The following is a 16,549-nucleotide window of genomic DNA, read 5'->3' on the forward strand; positions in this document are numbered from 1 at the left end:
TGTTGTTTTCAAGTTGGTAAACAACGTTTTCAAAGTTAGGCTGCATGGATTGGCTTCTTGAGGACTTTAAAAGAGTTTTACCCCGAAGCTTCTGCTGGTATGGATCAGATCGCAGGCACCTCCCATTCGCAAAAACCAGTTCTGATCGTCATGTAATCGCCGTCTCACTGTTTATGGCTTTAAAAAATACCCGGGAATGACATTTTTCGGTTGGCGCAGGCAGTTCCGAGGAAAAAACGGTACGAAAGCCATTAAGTGGCAAGAGTAATTGTCGATGGCGGATATAAGCAGCAGACAAACCAGAGGAAACTGTATGCCTGCAGTTCAGCCATCTAAAGCACAGACCCATTATCTACCCAAAGATAATGACTATGTTTATTCTCACAACCGCTTTGGTCGTGGTTGCCATTATATTGGCCGGTTTCTGTCCCGACCGGTTTCGCTGGTCGCCGATTCGGCAACAAAGCTGTTTGCCCATGAACGGCCGGGCAAAAGCAACACGACTTCCGAGAGTGAAAAACAGAAGCAAAATGTACCACTGTGGGCCAGGAAAGTAGCCCGGGCGACTGCTGTCACGCTATTTCTGGTGCCCTCGCTGGCATTGGGAATGATGGGGTTCTCCCTGCGCATGATCGGCAATCTGTTCAGGAACGAAATTTCCCTGATTCAGTCTGCAGTTCCACCCGCCGTTTATGATCCTGAGCGGGGCCTGCATTTGATGACCTATAACATTGGCCTCATGCCCTCGTTTATCCGTAATCTGAACGACCTGCGCTCATCGCAGCAGCGCAGTCAGGAGATTGCCGAAGCATTAACCCGCAATCCTGACGTTACTCCTGATGTTGTCTGCTTCCAGGAGGCATTTGACCAGCAGGCGACGAAGCAGCTCTGTAAGGATCTCAGTGGCCACTACCATCATATTGTTCACAGTGTTGCCCCCCGTGAAACCGGATTGAGTAGTGGTCTGGCCATTGCCAGCAAATATCCCGTAAAGGAGGCAACATTCCGGCCATTCTCTGATCTGGCTGCAGAAGACCAGCTGGCCAATAAAGGATTGCTGCGGATCGTGCTGGATCTCGGTAACGACAAAACGGCCGTGGTTTATAATACGCACCTTCAGGCCAAAGACGGAAAAACCTATGAGACGATTCGCTATGAGGAGTTGCTTCAGGTAAGAGACTGGGTTGAGGAGGATAGCAATAACGACAGGCGTAATGACGTACATCATCATGGCACCTTCCTGATGGGAGACCTGAACAGTGCACGGTCAGACGAGCAGGGGGTGATGAGTAAAAAGTCGGAGTATGAAAACGCCATGCAGGCGCTGGGGGAAAAGTTTTCCAACAGTTATTACGATACCCATGATAAAGAAAATGATACCCGGTTGGCTGAGCGCAGCGAGTCATTTTTTGTCAATAGCGACCAGGATACCATCAAGCCGGAAGATCGTCAGGAGCCGAATGGCTCATGGTATCTTGGAGCCGGAAACAGAATAGATAAACCTTGGGGCAGCAGGCGCTGGAAAGAACATCCCAAGGTGGCAGGGCAGTGTATTTATGACTACCAGATGGTGTATGGGGACTCCGAAGAAAAATGGGCAACCCATGCAGAAATACGGCAAATGGGACTTGATATTGATAACAACCTGGAAAGCGGGTTATCTGACCATTTGCCAGTTTCGGTTATCTACCGGGAAACGAAAGGATTTTCTGCTGCCATTGCCGGTTTGAAGCCGGAGGATTTTAACGCCCCGGAGGTCAGGGAACTGGTTAATAAACTGAAGCATGCCTATGGTCATCAGCCCAGTGATCAGATTAGTGAGAATATACGTGATCCAGAGTTCGCAGGCGTCAATCCCTTGCGTAAAATTGCTAGACTCAGGGATCAGTACAAAAGGGAATCTTTGATTGTGAACGAGCTTAACCAGCTCGAAAAAATAGTCAGGCAAAGTATGAATCCTGTTTCCGGAACGCCTGGGTCGAACACCGGGTAAACCTCAATTTCTGAAATGCGGTTTTTTACAAGTCGTGCTTTCCAAAATCCATGTTTGTTACAATAGTTGGTCTGCAAAGGTATAACGGATTCATGCATGAGCCAGCTGTTACATCAATTACTGTTTGATCAGGCCGAAAAAACACCTCTGTCTCGGGCTTTGGGGGTGAAATCTCAGTGGTATGATTATGCTTCGGCTGCCCTGCATGTAAAAAGTGTGGCTTCAGGCTTGCAGAGTCTGGGCTTATCGAGGCACGAAAGAGTCGCTGTTTATCTGCCAAAAACCGCTGAAGCAGTATTCAGTTATTTTGGAACAACGGCGGCCGGTGGCGTCATGGTTCCTGTCAATCCGGTGTTAAAAGCACCTCAGGTGTTGCATATTCTGACGGATTGCAAGGCCAGTGTTCTGATTACTAATAAGGCTCGCTTCAAGCAGATTGAGGCCAGCCTGACCGATTGCCACGATTTGAGTCATATTGTTTTGGTGGATGGGCACTCTGAAGAGGAAAGTCGTGTTCAGGTTATTGCCTGGTCAGATTTCCTGAAGGAAGAGAATACCTGGTTTCAACCCCTCTCTATTGATATGGATATGGCCGCGATTCTCTACACCTCAGGGAGTACCGGCAAGCCCAAGGGGGTCGTGCTTTCTCATCGTAATATGGTGACCGGAGCTTATAGTGTCTCAGAATACCTCGAAAATACTCATCATGACCGACTTTTGTGTGTACTGCCGTTTAGCTTTGACTATGGTTTCAGTCAATTAACCACCGCCTTTGCCTCCGGTGCCAGCTGTTATCTGCTGGAATATCTGCTGCCCGGAGATATCATCAAACAAGTGGCTCAGCAGAACATTACCGGCCTGGCTCTGGTGCCACCCCTTTGGGTTCAGCTTTCTGAAATGAGCTGGCCTGAAGAAGCAGCAGAGAGTCTGAGGTATTTCACGAATTCTGGTGGAGCCATGCCATCGTCAACCCTGGATGCGCTTAGAAATAAATTGCCACAGGCTTCACCTTATTTAATGTATGGCCTGACAGAAGCCTTTCGATCGAGTTATCTGCCACCCGAAGACGTAGACCGTCGCCCAGGCTCCATGGGCAGAGCCATTCCCAATGCTGAATTACTGGTTATCAATGAGCGTGGACAACCCTGTAAACCCCATGAGCCGGGAGAACTGGTGCATCGGGGTAGTCTGGTGGCACTGGGCTATTGGAATGATCCTGAGCGAACCAAAGAGCGTTTCAAACCCGTGCCTTTGTCGATTCAGGAAATTCCAACCCCTGAGCTGGCTGTCTGGTCGGGTGATACTGTTACTCAGGATGAAGACGGTTATTTGTATTTCGTCGGTCGCAAAGATGACATGATCAAGACATCAGGCTATCGGGTGAGTCCCGGTGAGCTTGAAGAGCTAATGTACGCATCTGAAATGGTATTGGAAGTGGCTGCTATTGGTGTTTCCCATGACCAGCTGGGTCAGGCCATCGTACTTATCGTGGTATCTGCGACAGGTGAGCCTGTTGAAGAGAAAGCAGTTATCAAGTATTTCCAAAAACACATGCCAACCTATATGGTGCCTTTGCGGGTTATTACTCAAAGTGCCTTAGACAGAAATCCTAACGGCAAAATAGATCGAAAAGCCTTGGCTGCAGAGTATGAAAATCTGTTTGTATCCGGAGAAAATAAATGAGCAAGCAGCATGATCGTCTGCAGAGAATTTCAGTCAGGAATAATCATCTTCAGGTCGCTGGCCGTCCTGCTCAGCAGCTGGTGGCCATGGCCGACGGAACACCTTGTTACATATACGACAGAAAGTCTCTCACTGAGCGGGTACAGTCCCTGCGTTCGGTGATGCCATCTGACTTAAAGTTGCACTATGCGATCAAAGCCAATCCAATGCCCGCTGTTGTTTATCATCTGGCAGGTCTTGTGGATGGCCTGGATGTGGCTTCCCAGAGGGAAATGATGGTCGCTATAAGTTCGGGTATCGATCCTGAATCCATTAGCTTTGCCGGGCCAGCGAAGAGAGTAGAAGAACTCAGGGCTGCTGTGGCCGCCAATATCGTGATTAATGTTGAATCCAGTTTGGAACTGGAGAGGCTTTACCAGCTTTCCTCTGAGTTGCAGATAAAGCCCAAGATCGCTTTTCGCGTCAATCCTGATTTTGAACTCAAGTCTTCTGGCATGAAAATGGCCGGAGGCCCGAAGCAGTTTGGTATAGATGCAGAATTAATGCCTGACGTGTTATCCGGGTTGGATACCGAAAAAGTAGACTTTTATGGTTTTCATATTTATTCCGGGTCACAGAATCTGAATCCGGATGCGTTGATTGATGCTCACGGGAAAACATTTGAGCTGGCTGCACGACTTTGTGAGTTGGCTCCAGTCCCGGTTCCGCATGTCAACATAGGTGGCGGCTTGGGGATTCCCTATTTTCCGGGTGAGCAGGCGCTGGATGTTGTCCCTGTTGCTGATCATCTGAAAAAGCTGATGGAGGCTCGCTCGGGCCGATTAAAAAACGCCGAGATAGTCATGGAGTTAGGCCGATATCTGGTCGGTGAAGCGGGCTACTACTTCTGCCAGATTACGGATAAAAAAAAATCCAGGGGGCAAACCTACCTGATGACCGATGGCGGACTGCATCATCACCTGTCGAACTCTGGCAATTTTGGTCAGGTTATCCGTAAAAACTACCCCGTGCTGATTGCAAATCGCATCGAATCGGAAGGGAAAGAAATCGTTGAGATCGTTGGACCTTTATGCACGCCTCTGGATATTGTTGGGGCTAAGCTGGAGCTGCCTATAGCTGAAGTGGGTGATCTGGTTGTTGTACTTCAGTCGGGCGCCTATGGAGCCACGGCCAGTCCGCAGAAGTTCTTGAGTCATCCCGAAGCGAAAGAGATTCTGATTTGAGACAGTTCAGTCAATAGCAACAGGTTTGTGAATAAAACAGGCGGTGTTTGTCAGCAAAGTTGTCGCCCCACCTTAAGCCGCTTTTTTAGTAAATGACTCGTTACTGGCTTCAGATCATTCAGGATTGAGCCGTACCACTTTGGGTAGTGGTGTAAATCGAAAACCCGTTATAGAAATCTGATCAAGCCAGGCGTTGATCATATCAAAGCCGCCTCGATTGGGTATTCCGGAGACCTCCGGCTAAACGATTTATGTTGTATTTGCACTGTATCCCAAATGATCTACATTACGCCGTGCGAAGCAATCTGATACGTAGAGGTACCTACAATGAGCAAGAGCCCAATGATCCGTGCCAGAATAGAACCTGATGTAAAAGAACACGCTGAGGCGATATTCAGGAAACTTGGACTGAACGCAACTGACGCAATCACTTTGTTTTATAAACAGGTGGGCTTGTGCCCGCTGTGTCAGGATAGTTGTCCCGCTCACTGATTAACCAATAAAAGCTAGACAGTGGGCGATGGACGTTGAATATGCCTCGTTTTTCAGAGGAACGTAAATCAGCTGTTTTGAAAAAACTGTTACCACCACACAATCGCTCTGTGCCGGATGTTGCCAGAGAGGAAGGTATCAGCGAACAAACCCTGTATAATTGGCGTAAAAAACTACGGGACAAAGGATTACCTGTGCCAGGGAACGAACAAAAATCAGAACAATGGTCTGCTGAAAGCAAGTTTGCCGTGGTCGTCGAAACCGCTGCTTTGTCAGAAACAGAGTTAAGTGAATACTGCCGTAAAAAAGGGCTTTATCCTCAACAAGTCAAGGAGTGGAAGCACGCTTGTATTTCAGGTGCTGTTCAGGCTTCTCAGCGTGCAGACCAGGAAAGCAAGCAATTAAAACAAGAGCGTAAGCGCAATCAGAGCCTTGAAAAAGAGCTTCGCCGTAAAGACAAGGCGTTGGCAGAAGCTGCAGCCCTGCTGGTGCTATCAAAAAAGCTCGATGCCTTCTACGGGATAGACAGCGAGGACAACTGACACCTGTCGATAAGCGCCGCCAACTGCTGACATGGTTTGATGAGGCTATAGCAAACGGCGCTTCTCGCTGGAAGGCTGCTGAACAATTGGAAATATCCCTGAAAACACTGAATCGCTGGCGCGATGACAATGGTGCAGTGTTAACGGACAAACGCCCGGATGCCTTGCGCCCGGTACCCTCTAACAAACTGACTGAGGAAGAGGAGCAACGTATTCTGACTATCAGTAATGAAGATGAGTATGCGAGCCTGCCACCATCGCAGATCGTGCCAGCCCTTGCAGACAAGGGAGTATACGTTGCTTCTGAATCTAGCTTTTACCGTGTGTTGAAAAAGTATGGTCAGTTGCACCACCGCGGTCGTTCAAGAAAGCGATCGAAAAGCAACAAGCCGACAACCTATGTTGCTACTGGCCCTAACCAGGTCTGGTGTTGGGACATCAGTTACATACCTTCCAGGGTACGCGGCCAGTTCTGGTACCTCTACCTGATACTGGACGTTTACAGTCGTAAGATTGTTGGTTGGGAGATTCATAGCCGTGAGTCTGGTGAGTTAGCCAGTGAACTGATTAACCGGACAATGGTGGCTGAAAAATGCACTAAAACACCGCTTGTACTGCACTCAGACAATGGGGCTCCAATGACGTCGAGTACCTTTAAGGCCAAGCTTGAGGAATTGGGCATTATTCCCTCTCATAGTCGCCCAAGGGTGAGTAACGATAACGCATTTGCAGAATCGATCTTTAAAACGGTGAAGTACTGTCCTCAGTGGCCATCTCAAGGTTTTCTGACGTTAGAACACAGTCGACAGTGGATGCTGAAGTTTGAGCGCTTTTATAACAATGAACACCGCCATAGCTCAATCCGCTTTGTGACACCTGCGCAACGGCATGAGAAAAGAGATCAGGAAATCCTGAATCACCGGAAACAGGTGTATACCAAAGCGCGAGAAGCTAATCCAACGCGCTGGTCAGGAGTTATCAGAAACTGGGAGCCTGTAGGTGCGGTTGCACTGAATCCTGAGCGGTTGTCTGAAGCAAGAATTAACGAGAAAAAGGCAGCCTAAAATTCAGTTTTCGGGACAACTATCTTGAAAAACTCCGTGTGTAACGGGTTGCCTTTTGATGTTCGTATACCTAATGAAGAAACCCTGAAAACTTTCGAAGATACAGACAAGGGTGTAGGTTTGACTCGATATGATTCTATGGCAGAAATGTTTGATGATCTGGACAAAGAATGATGCTTACTCCAGTAAGGTCAAAGAAATTTAAAAAGGATTATAAGAAAGTCATCGCCAGGGTAGGGATATACAGAAACTTAAAAAGATTGTTCAATGACTGATAAGGCATATCTCATTTGTTGGCCTCTTGTTTAATGCCGTCCAGCAAGCTTTCCGGCAGCCGTAAGGATATGGTCTTGGTTGAAGGCTTCAGGTTCGGCAAGGTAAAAGCTTCAGTCTTGCTCCAGTCCACATAATCACTTGAGTCGTGGTGTTCCCAGAAGGCTCGCTCTTCTTCCTCGGTTTTGAAATCAGGTCGTTTTCGTGTATCGCTCATAAGTCATCCTCTCTTTTCGGTGCATGTCCCTGGCCAGAGAGGCGTTTATCATTGATGCTTACGAGACTGGTGACGCTTCTTATATTGCCAGAGGGCTCCAGGGGTTGTTGCCTGGGCTGAGGGCATGGGCAACGTTGCCAGGCAAGCCGACCTTTCCCGGGAGCAACTGTATACCTCATTCATCGAAGACGGAAACCCAACACTGAAAACCATCCTGAGCGTTATGCAGGCTCTGGGTTTCAGTATTACTCCAAAATCTCAAAAAGCCTGTCACAGCGGGGCTGTTTCGGATCAAAAAAGGACTCAGGAAGCCTGATTAATATAGCCCAACAAACTACCAACCGTTTCGAAGATTGTCGCATCGATATCATCATCGGCAACGTTGATGCCAAAAGACTCTTCCATGGCAGTGATCACACCCACTACCGCCATGGAGTCAAACTCAGGCAGTGCACCGAGTAGCTGAGTCTTTTCATTAAAGGTTTCGGTGTTTATCTCCAGCACATCCATCAGGATTGCTTTGATTTCTTCAATTTTTACCATCTAACTTACTCGATGCTGCCAGCACTGCTGACTATGGTGCAATAGAATGATGGGCAACTTTAAAGAGTTTTGGGTTTGGCTGCAAGTTGGCCAGAGTCGCTCTCGGGCCGAACATCAGGTTTCTCAACAGAAGTAGTGGATGATTCGTACCGGCTATGGGAAGCTGAGGTTGTGGTGGGTCTGGACAATGATTAGACTAATGTTCTATTCATAGTAGGATTTTATCCTGGAGAAATTTTACCTTGGTCAATGCCTTACCAAATCAACTGAAGTCATTGGGGCTGTTTCTAAACTTTCTGGAAAATAGGGTTTTACCTGTTGGCTTTTTTGCTTTTTTGACAGGATTACTCTGGTTGCCTTCCCGTGGTGACTATAACCGTGCTGTGTACTTGCTTTTCTTGATCCCTGGGCTGATCTTGCTTCTCTCCAAAGGTAAGAAGCTGTTACGGGATGCGCGATCCATGCACCCTGCTGGTTGGTTTACCTTGCTTTTCTTAGTCTGGTACGCGACCAGTGCTGGCTGGTCAGATGGTGACACTAGCATTGCCAGAATGTTCAAATACGTTCTCTATATAGGCGTGTTATTGTTTGCAATTGCATTTTATGCCAGAAGGCATCCTAAAACACTTATGAATGTAATGGATATCGCAGCACTACTTGCTGCAGTTTTTGCTGCATATGGTGTCGGGCATTACTACTTTATTAACGACACGTTACTAGCTTTTAGGGCCAACAGATTGTTTGATGTTGGTTTAGGAGATTTTGCTAATTTCAGAAACCCCATACTATCAGGCATCTATTATGGTATGTTCTCTGTTTGGCTCTTTATAAGAGTAGGTATCTGTGAAAGATCGTGGAAAATGCCAGTAATGGTATTAGCTATTATTCTGCTACAGACTTATGTCTTTCTCACGTATTCAAGAACTGCCTGGGTAGGATGTATCGTGGCATATAGTTTTTTTTCGCTAGTACTCAGGAATAAACGTACTTTTTCACTATTGGCTATGACCATTACCCTTTTTTCTTTCTTATTGGTATTTGTTAGTGTAAATCAGGAATTGAGTAGTAATTTAGAGCATAAAAATCAGCCAATGGCATTTTTGATGGCATCAGCTATTGCAGCCGAGCAAACAGATGAATCTAAGCTGGAAAATAATATTAGGCAAGTTTCAGCTGTTTTGGAAAATAGTAAGTTTACTGGTTTGTCTTGGAGGGATGAAATATGGCTTGGTACATTGAAAAAGATAATGCAGAAACCATTTTTTGGTTATGGGGCAGATGCTAAGTTTGCAGTTTCATTTAATAATAACTCGCATTTTGCCCCTCACAGCCATAATGTCTATTTACAGTTTTTATATGAAGCAGGAATTATTGGTTTCTTACTATTAATCGGGGTAATAGTATCTTGTTTTCATGTTTTTTTTAGCTATGCAAAAAATGAATTTATCTTATGCTTCACAGGGCTCCTCTTATTCTCGTTGACTGTATTTGGAGCAGATGTTGAGAATATGGTAATTGGGCCTAGACAATACTGGATTCTATTTTGGACTCCATTGGGTGTTCTTATTGGGTGTTATCATAGACTTTCACTAGATGAATAATGGTGAGGTGAGCCTACATTGAATGATCAGTAGTGATTTTGTAGATTAGTTTTTCATATTGATGTAGAAGTCTGCTTATATTAAATTTTTCTTTGGCATTTGACGTAAGTGATTTTCCAAGTTCTTTTTGCAAATTTGGCGATAGATTGTGAAATTCTACTATCTTTTTGCTCAAAGAACTTGGGCTATCGACAGAAAAGTGGCAAATCTTGTTTGGGATTACATGCTTGAATGATTCGATATCACTGCATATAAATGGGTTTTGTGAAGTAAGCATTTCAAGCATAGCTATACTAAGCCCTTCTGAAGCAGAAGGCATAATATTTATATTAAAAGCTTTTACATAATGGCTTGCATTAGGTATTTCACCAAGAAGCAAAATATATTCTTTCAGTTCGGCATTATTAATTTGAGTCTGGAGGATTTCACGTAATGGTCCATCCCCAATAATTACAAATAACATATCAGGTGTTAAATTATTTTGCTTTCTTAGTCGCTCTACTGCTGAAATAATTATTCTATGTCGTTTAATATCAACAAGACGACCAATAGATCCAAAGATAAAAGAATTTTCAGGTAGTCCAAGTTTTCTTCGAGAAACCTTGGTAGAAAATTCTTGGTTTTGTAATTCATCAAAATCGATAGCATTATCAATTGTTAGGGTGTTTTCTTCTGTTGCACCAAAGTTTTGCTGGATCAAGTGTTGTGTGACAACATCGGTGACACCTACTATCTTCCAGCCAGTATGCAACATTTTTTTTAAATGTAAATGATGTTTTTGATGAACGTCTATGATCCCATGGATAACCCCAATACAGGGTGGTAGCGAATGTTTTTTCTGTAATTGGGTGAGCAAGAAGGTTGGGCTAAACCCATCACATATGATGCAGTCAAAGTGGTTGTTTTCTATAAACTTGATTAGTTTGTTTTTTAAAAAAATTTTGGACAGGAGTTTGGTCTTCTTTCCTTTAACAGTTGAACGTTTAACCTCCCAAAAAGAATCGTGCTCATTAGTTTTTTTTCCGGAAAGAAAAAGGTTTGTTACCTGATAGCCCTGACTTTTCATATGCTTACTGATTGCCATGTGTAGGTAAATAACAGCTGCATGGTCAGGATTGGAAGAAAACATAAGGTTAAGGATTTTGGCCATATTATTGAGTCAGAATAGCTTGATTTACAGATGGAATTTTTTTATACCAAAAAACGATGAGTACTTTTTTTCTCTTAATGGAGGGGTTAGGGCATCAGCAACTTTTATCCCTATTTCCTTAAATGAGAATCTATTTTCTGCCAACTCTTGACCAGCTTTAGCAATATTGTCTGCCTTTTCAGGGTTTTCAGTAAGGTATTCAAGCTTTTTTTCGAGCTCCTCCTTACTTTTGTACAGGACAATATTCTTCATGTCTTCAAGGCCATTAGCTTTATTTTCTTCTTCGCCTTGATCCCATGCACAGAGCACACAACCACAAGCCATCGCTTCGAAGTTTTTCTGCATATATTCACCAAAGCCAATGTCTGCACTGATAAAAAAACGGATTCTATTTAGAAGGTTATTATATTCATCAAAGGTTTTTGTTTTTGTTGTCACAAGATTATTGGTCTTTGAAAACTCTTCAATAAATTCTTTCCTTTTCCTATAAATTTTGTGTCCGATACTTCCGACAAAGCCCATTTGTATGTCACGGTGACCGTTTTTATTTTTCAGTACGCTGCTATCATATCCTTTTGGTACAAATACTGCGTCAAAGCCTTCATCTTTTAATTTTTGTGTCAGCGTATAGCCTGAGGTAATGATCCTTGCCCAAGGTAGCTTTCTGTAATGCCGTGAGAATTTTCCCTCGTACTTACCCTTGATATAATTTTGACAGGCGTCATACTCAAGAATGACAAGGTTTGGTACAGATTGAATGAATTTGACTTGTTTAATCTCTTTCTTAAATCTCAAAAAGAAGATAATTCTGTCGTATTTCTCAGTGTCAATATCTTTAAAATAGTTTTTAAGGTTGGCTTGTTGCTCACTGGTAAGCCAATGCAAATCAAATTGTTCAACAGCGTTACTCATCGCCTGATAGAGACGATCGAATGTAGTAGTGCCGTGATCACCTTGGGCAAGGAAAAGAACTTTCATATCATGATTTTCATAGTTAAGGAATTGTTACTTATGCCTTATGCTGTTTGACTTGCTAGTAATATATGTAGAGTTAGAAGGTATGTCTTTATTTACAAAGCTCATTGCACCAATTGTTACATTGTCACCAATTTTTATTCCAGTACCTATGATACAACTGTTCGCCCCAATGGATACATTGTTTCCAATTACTATTGGGGAATCACCCTTATAGTCCACGCCAATAGTTGTATTTTGCCTAATGTTAAAGTTTTCGCCAATAGTTACATTTTCACTAATAACAATACTACTGGCGTGAACAATCAAAAGACCTTTACCAATTTCGGCACCAAGCATAATCTCGACATTATATTTTCTACATATTTTTCTGTGCTTACTTCTTGCAAAAGACTTAAGTATCTTACTATTTTTTCTGTAGAGGTATTGGCAGACTCTGAACCAGAATATGTAGCTGTATCTATTGCTGCGTTTGCATCGATTGTATACTTTTATCCAAGAGAAATTTTTATTTGGGTTTCTGATTATCTCTTCACGCAAATATGACTTTAGAGAGGTTAGGTTCGTTAAACTTTGCATCATACAGCTCGCTATATAATAAATTTCAAAATCTCAGGTAAAGCCTTGACTGCTAATTAACCATTCTTCTTTTTCTGGAGGGGGCAAAAGCTCTTGGCTTTTAGGCCAAACATCATTCTTCCAATAAAGGAAGTGTAAGTATGGAAACTCTCTGTCACCATCAAGGTTGTTATTCAATTTTCCATTTTTATACAACCAAGTATCAGGGTAGTTTCTAGTTCCATCATGCCATAGAGGTCTTGTATTTGGTGTACTATAAGCTTCTTCAAAGGAAACCTTTCTTGTTAGATTGTAAAGTTTGTTTGTGATACGGCGAAGACTGGGAGGAAAGTTTTTATGTTTCACAAACAGATCGCTAAAGGACTTTTCATCGAAAGCTGTGTGATTTTGATTCTCAAACTCCTCTTTCCAAGTTTTTGCTTTAAGGAATAATTCTCTGATTTCCAGGGTGTTCCTTAAGAGGCAAAAGTGACCTGATAGCCTTCTGTAATGTGATGAAATAATGTCATACTTATTGCGTTTTTCTCTTGTAAAAAAAACGTTCAGGTTTCCACAGATTATATCTATATCACTGTACCCAAAGAATTCATAGCCTTTGATATCGCTTTCGTGAATAAATCCCAAGGCTGGCTTTATATCACAGAGCTTGTATGGGCTGCTGGGATCGAAGTTGATATTTAATTTTTTTGAAAGCAGCTTTTTATAATCATCAAAGCTGATGTTAAAAAAGCTTGTGTTCTCAGGTGGGTTTTCGGGTGATTCGCAATCAGTATAAAAAAACCAGCGATAATCTTTGTTCGGCTCACAAGACTTAAGGAAATAATTAAACCAGAAAGGCCATTTTCCAAAATAGGGGACGAGAATTGCTATTTTTGGCAAGTTGATGAACCCACTAGCGATTAATTTATATTCCAATCATCAAGAGACCTGATAAGATCTTTATTGGTACTCTCGAGACTAAACCTTTGTAACGTTAACTCGCTGATGTCAGAATCTTTTTTTTGATAAAACCCCAGAAGCGTGTCTGCAATTTTTTCAATATCTCCTAAAGGAAATAAGTCATCTCTGAGAATTTCACCAGGCCCTCCACAGTTTGATGAAGCCACAGGTATACCTGCTGCCATAGCCTCAAGAACTACCATGCCAAAGGGTTCATGATCTGAAGTAAGGATAAAACTATTGAATGCTTTGAAATATTTATAAGCATCTGGGACAACTCCAGTAAAAATAACCTTTTTCTGAATGTTTTCTTTTTTAGCTAACTTTTTCAGATCACTCTCCAGTTTTCCTTTACCAATAATAACCAGATATGCATCTGGCATTGATTTCACGGCTCTGGAAAAAGCCTTGATTAAAGAGGCCTGATCCTTATCAGGGTGCAATCGACCAACATTACCAAAAATGTAGCCGTCTGCTGGCAACCCAAGTAGTTTTCTGGATTCTTCTCTTGACAACTGTTTGTCTTGGATTGCTTTTATATCAATATGATTATATTGATACCTGATTTGTCCCGAAGGAAAAAATGGCAGGGCTTGCTTGATATTATTGCAAACAGCGTTTGATACCCCAAGAAGAAAGAGTCGTTTCCTGTTGAGATAAGCGAAGGCGCGTCGCCTCCAGCGATTGAATACACCAAAGGCATGACAAATGCCAATAACAGGTATTTCGGGAAGATGGCAGGCAATGTAAATAGCTTTATAACGTTGAGCTACAACAAATTCTGGAGTGGTCTCATTATATATTTCCTTTACCTGAGCGATCTGTTTTCTTTTAGCGCCTCTTAAGTCTTCTGAACTATTTTCCAGAAAAATCACTTTATCTGAGTCTGTATAGCGGGCTATTTTGCTGTCTTTTTTACCGGTAAGAAAGACAGTTAGTACTTTGTAGTTGAGTTTGTTCAGGAGTCGGGTGTACTGTCTGGCAATATCATGGAAGGGCATGTCATATCCATGACAGAGCTGAAGCACCCATCGTTCTTTCGTTTTACTGGTCATTAATGAAAAAACTCATGCATCTGTAATAAATAATTGTTTTGCGACAGGATAATCCACCCAATTACGGGCAAACCTTTCAATATCTTTTTTATGCAGGCGTTGGAAGCATTTTTCTGTTTTGCAAATAATGGCTTGATCAAGATCTATTGTCATCATTCGTTCTGGCGTCAACATAAAGTTGGTAGCTTTCATATCACCATGAAAAACTCTGCCACTCTTTAGTGCTTCAATAATATCCAGAAGCTTCTGGGCCTGCTTCTGGACAAAAGGCGTAGCTTCTTCCTGTTGCGTAAAAAATGAAAGTGCATCCCGGGCTTCGACGTATTCTGTTATCAGGTAGCTGCAGGTAATAAACCGACCTATTCTGTACTCGAGCAATGCAATAGGCTTGGGTGTGTCAACTCCCAGAAGGCGCAGCAGGTAGTGAGCAATGTACCAGGCATTGCGCGCACGAGACTGTCTGAATCCACGTACGTATTTATGAATGAGACCTTTCTTGCTTTTGTAGCGTTTAACAAAAACCTTTCTGCCGTTGTCCAGCAATACAACGGCAACGGTATTAGTTCGACCTCGCTTGAGTACCTGGCCTGAGTTGATAAAAGCATCAGGGCTGTTAAGAAAAGTATTGAGAGCGTCGCTGTACTCGGTTCGATCAATTACCTGGAACCGTCTGAAGCTGGATTTGGCTATGAAGTCTGTACAAGTCCTGAATACTTTTTCAAGATAACGCTCTCGCCATCTTCTCTTCTCGCGTATTGCGGTTTCAAAATCATAACGATCAACTTTAATCGGATTGATGGCCAGATAATCAGGCAGGCACTGCAGCGACAGCCTGTCATACTTTGGAAAAAGTACGGAGAGAAAAAGCGCCAGGTTATCCAGAGCTTTTCGAGGGTGTGCTGTCATTGACAGATGCTGTGTACCACCACCATCAATCAGGTAGAGTTGATGGCCTGCCACCAGAAAGTTATCAAGATGAGGGTCATTATGGATTATTTTCTGACGGTGCAGCCTGGCAATCGCTGTTACCACTTGTTTCAGATAGCTGAAGCGCTGAGCTTCAGATAAATTGCTTCGCCAGAGTTCATCCAGTGACTGACTCTTATCCAGAAACTTAGTCGTAATAAAGGCAAAACCATCTGCCTGACACTGATTCAGTATGCTCGGCGTGGACACTCCTGCTTGCTGAAAACCTTCAATACCTGAAAGCTCTCTACGAAAGTGTCGTTTTGCTGAGGAACCAATAAAACATTTCAACAATACTGTCTGGTCATTCAATAAAGCCTTGGCTACTAGCCGTTTACCGGGTAACCAGCGAAGGCTGGTAAGTATATTGATTGGTCCATGGCCAGGCAGCTCAAGTGAGAAGGGTATTGAAGGAGGGGCCGCCCTGCTGACAAGTTCATTAAAATGAATTGGGCTCATTCCCTGCCCTCAAAGAAGCCCAGTATCTTTGTAATGAGCTTTTTGTCACTCTTATTCAGTCGGTTGACTCCAGCATATTGTTTATAAAAAGAGAGACGCTGGCTTTGACTGAGTACTTCTTTTGCTACTTTATCAAGGCAAGCCAAGTCTTTTACGATATTTCTCTTCTGCAACCAGCCGGACATCTGTGCACCGGCAGGGCAATCGATCAGAGCTATTACAGGGTTTTCTGTTTTCGTAACAAGAATATTTCGCCACTTTAAGTCAGTGTGAATAAAGTTATTCTCGTGCAGTTTTCTGGTGGCAGCGGCAACTTGACTGATAACAATGCCCATCCATTGACGGCTATAAAGTTGTGGTAGATCCTGATCTACCAGCATTTTCAAATTCCAGGTGTTTTCAACTTCCCGGGTAATCAAAGCACCTCTGGTCATTACTCCATGCTTCTTTTCTTCTCCATAAGCGACTACAGGAGCTGCCGGTACACCAATTTCATGAAAAAACAGCATATTTTCCCACTCTGCCTTAATACGGCTGCGCCCGATGTAGCGTCTGAGTCCTTTGCCAGCCCTGGTATAGCGTTTCACATAATAGCCGGTGTTATCTACCTCAACTCTTCGGACATTGCTGAGGGTGTCCTTTGTGATGGGCTGCCCAGACAGGGCGAAGACTTTGTCGAGACTTGAAAAGGCCGAAGCAGCCGGAGAGTTTTGATAGTCCTGACTTATTGTCCAATGGGATTTTGTCAGCATCTATGACTCATTTCTTTTTGGCGCATTCGTTTGTACAGTTTTG

The 16,549-nt window shown here is 43.4% G+C and carries 15 protein-coding genes and 1 pseudogene; 7 read left to right on the top strand and 9 right to left on the bottom strand.

Annotated features, from left to right (window positions below; all coding sequences use genetic code 11):
• Nucleotides 1–313 precede the first annotated feature (313 nt).
• The 5 genes from ACOMHB_RS25130 (at nucleotide 314) to ACOMHB_RS25150 (ending at nucleotide 7,171) form a co-directional block, all read left to right on the top strand.
• The gene (locus ACOMHB_RS25130) at nucleotides 314–1,993 is read left to right on the top strand and encodes an endonuclease/exonuclease/phosphatase family protein (RefSeq protein WP_448218801.1); all 1,680 of its coding nucleotides are present in this window, start codon (nucleotides 314–316) and stop codon (nucleotides 1,991–1,993) included.
• A 96-nt stretch (nucleotides 1,994–2,089) separates the two neighbouring features.
• Nucleotides 2,090–3,676, top strand: a complete 1,587-nt coding sequence (locus ACOMHB_RS25135; protein WP_448218802.1) for an acyl-CoA ligase (AMP-forming), exosortase A system-associated — start codon at nucleotides 2,090–2,092, stop codon at nucleotides 3,674–3,676.
• Nucleotides 3,673–4,899 (top strand): pyridoxal-dependent decarboxylase, exosortase A system-associated, encoded by a 1,227-nt coding sequence (locus tag ACOMHB_RS25140; RefSeq protein WP_448218803.1) that lies wholly within the window; start codon nucleotides 3,673–3,675, stop codon nucleotides 4,897–4,899. Before ACOMHB_RS25135 ends, ACOMHB_RS25140 begins: the two co-directional genes overlap by 4 nt.
• A gap of 533 nt (nucleotides 4,900–5,432) precedes the next feature.
• Nucleotides 5,433–6,997 (top strand): IS3 family transposase gene (locus ACOMHB_RS25145; RefSeq protein WP_448215008.1). Its coding sequence is split into 2 segments (ribosomal slippage): nucleotides 5,433–5,886 and nucleotides 5,886–6,997, totalling 1,566 coding nucleotides; the frame shifts between segments, so codons are not numbered across the junction.
• Nucleotides 6,998–7,021: 24 nt separating this feature from the next.
• The gene (locus ACOMHB_RS25150; RefSeq protein ID WP_448218804.1) at nucleotides 7,022–7,171 is read left to right on the top strand and encodes a hypothetical protein; all 150 of its coding nucleotides are present in this window, start codon (nucleotides 7,022–7,024) and stop codon (nucleotides 7,169–7,171) included.
• A 112-nt stretch (nucleotides 7,172–7,283) separates the two neighbouring features.
• Here the strand turns inward: ACOMHB_RS25150 and ACOMHB_RS25155 are convergent, their stop codons facing one another.
• The gene (locus ACOMHB_RS25155) at nucleotides 7,284–7,487 is read right to left on the bottom strand and encodes a BrnA antitoxin family protein (RefSeq protein ID WP_448218805.1); all 204 of its coding nucleotides are present in this window, start codon (nucleotides 7,485–7,487) and stop codon (nucleotides 7,284–7,286) included.
• A 97-nt stretch (nucleotides 7,488–7,584) separates the two neighbouring features.
• Here ACOMHB_RS25155 and ACOMHB_RS25160 point away from each other — a divergent pair.
• A pseudogene (locus ACOMHB_RS25160) lies at nucleotides 7,585–7,803 on the top strand (addiction module antidote protein); the annotation flags it as partial.
• Here ACOMHB_RS25160 and ACOMHB_RS25165 read toward each other — a convergent pair.
• Nucleotides 7,791–8,030 (bottom strand): acyl carrier protein, encoded by a 240-nt coding sequence (locus tag ACOMHB_RS25165; protein ID WP_448218806.1) that lies wholly within the window; start codon nucleotides 8,028–8,030, stop codon nucleotides 7,791–7,793. The pseudogene ACOMHB_RS25160 and the gene ACOMHB_RS25165 overlap by 13 nt on opposite strands.
• A 242-nt stretch (nucleotides 8,031–8,272) precedes the next feature.
• Between ACOMHB_RS25165 and ACOMHB_RS25170 the strand changes: the two genes are divergently transcribed.
• On the top strand, nucleotides 8,273–9,631 hold the full coding sequence (locus tag ACOMHB_RS25170) for an O-antigen ligase family protein (RefSeq protein WP_448218807.1): 1,359 nt from the start codon (nucleotides 8,273–8,275) through the stop codon (nucleotides 9,629–9,631).
• 13 nt (nucleotides 9,632–9,644) lie between these two features.
• Here the strand turns inward: ACOMHB_RS25170 and ACOMHB_RS25175 are convergent, their stop codons facing one another.
• From ACOMHB_RS25175 to ACOMHB_RS25205, 7 genes are all read right to left on the bottom strand, one after another.
• A complete protein-coding gene (locus ACOMHB_RS25175; protein ID WP_448218808.1) occupies nucleotides 9,645–10,781 on the bottom strand; it encodes a glycosyltransferase in 1,137 nt (378 codons plus the stop codon).
• A gap of 24 nt (nucleotides 10,782–10,805) precedes the next feature.
• Nucleotides 10,806–11,759 carry a glycosyltransferase gene (locus tag ACOMHB_RS25180; protein WP_448218809.1) on the bottom strand — a complete coding sequence of 318 codons (954 nt, stop codon included), beginning with the start codon at nucleotides 11,757–11,759 and terminating at the stop codon, nucleotides 10,806–10,808.
• A gap of 27 nt (nucleotides 11,760–11,786) precedes the next feature.
• Nucleotides 11,787–12,296: a serine O-acetyltransferase gene (locus tag ACOMHB_RS25185; RefSeq protein WP_448218810.1), complete on the bottom strand. Its 510-nt coding sequence runs from the start codon at nucleotides 12,294–12,296 to the stop codon at nucleotides 11,787–11,789.
• A 72-nt stretch (nucleotides 12,297–12,368) separates the two neighbouring features.
• Nucleotides 12,369–13,250: a DUF6625 family protein gene (locus ACOMHB_RS25190; protein ID WP_448218811.1), complete on the bottom strand. Its 882-nt coding sequence runs from the start codon at nucleotides 13,248–13,250 to the stop codon at nucleotides 12,369–12,371.
• On the bottom strand, nucleotides 13,235–14,329 hold the full coding sequence (locus ACOMHB_RS25195) for a glycosyltransferase (protein ID WP_448218812.1): 1,095 nt from the start codon (nucleotides 14,327–14,329) through the stop codon (nucleotides 13,235–13,237). The genes ACOMHB_RS25190 and ACOMHB_RS25195 overlap by 16 nt, the downstream gene beginning before the upstream one ends.
• Before the next feature lie 12 nt (nucleotides 14,330–14,341).
• Nucleotides 14,342–15,754 (bottom strand): lipopolysaccharide kinase InaA family protein, encoded by a 1,413-nt coding sequence (locus ACOMHB_RS25200; protein ID WP_448218813.1) that lies wholly within the window; start codon nucleotides 15,752–15,754, stop codon nucleotides 14,342–14,344.
• Nucleotides 15,751–16,506, bottom strand: a complete 756-nt coding sequence (locus ACOMHB_RS25205) for a lipopolysaccharide kinase InaA family protein (protein WP_448218814.1) — start codon at nucleotides 16,504–16,506, stop codon at nucleotides 15,751–15,753. Before ACOMHB_RS25205 ends, ACOMHB_RS25200 begins: the two co-directional genes overlap by 4 nt.
• Nucleotides 16,507–16,549 lie beyond the last annotated feature (43 nt).

Source organism: Endozoicomonas sp. 2B-B (assembly GCF_053470045.1).